We start from the raw sequence: 442 nt of genomic DNA, 5'->3' as shown, positions 1-442 counted from the left end.
GCCGGTAGACGCTCGACGCGTTGATCCCGGCGGCGGCGCCGATCTCCTCGATGCTCGACTCGTGGTAGCCCTGCGCGTGGAAGATCTTCATCGCCTCGCCGAGCAGGAGTTCGCGCTTGGAGGTCACCGCGAGCCCCCGGGCGGCCGGGTCCTCGATGGTGGATTCGGCAGGCGGGGCCGCCGCGAGGTCGCAGCGCAGCACGCCCCACGCCGTCGCGAGCAGCAGCTTCTCGATCCGACGGTTCGCCAGCGCACTGCGGTGGGCGGTGATGCTGCCGACGACGCTCAGGGCGGCGGCGGCCAGGATCGTGGCGTCGCGTCGGCCCAGGTCCGGGCGGAGTCTGCCGAGCGGCTTCGCGAGACGCTCGTTCAGCGCGCGGAAGTCCGCGCGCATCAGCTCCCGGTCGGCCGGCTGCAGGTACCGGCCCTCCCAGCGGTAGAG

General features: G+C 73.1%; 1 protein-coding gene. It reads right to left on the bottom strand.

Annotated elements, in window-relative coordinates:
- Window positions 1-442 (bottom strand): TetR family transcriptional regulator (locus AC1DYG_RS19810; RefSeq protein WP_477641558.1); only part of this gene is annotated, 442 nt, incomplete at both ends.

The organism is Pedococcus sp. P1_H8 (genome assembly GCF_056405175.1).
Note: the sequence above shows the minus strand (reverse complement) of the source record. Positions and strands in the feature narration are given on the sequence as shown.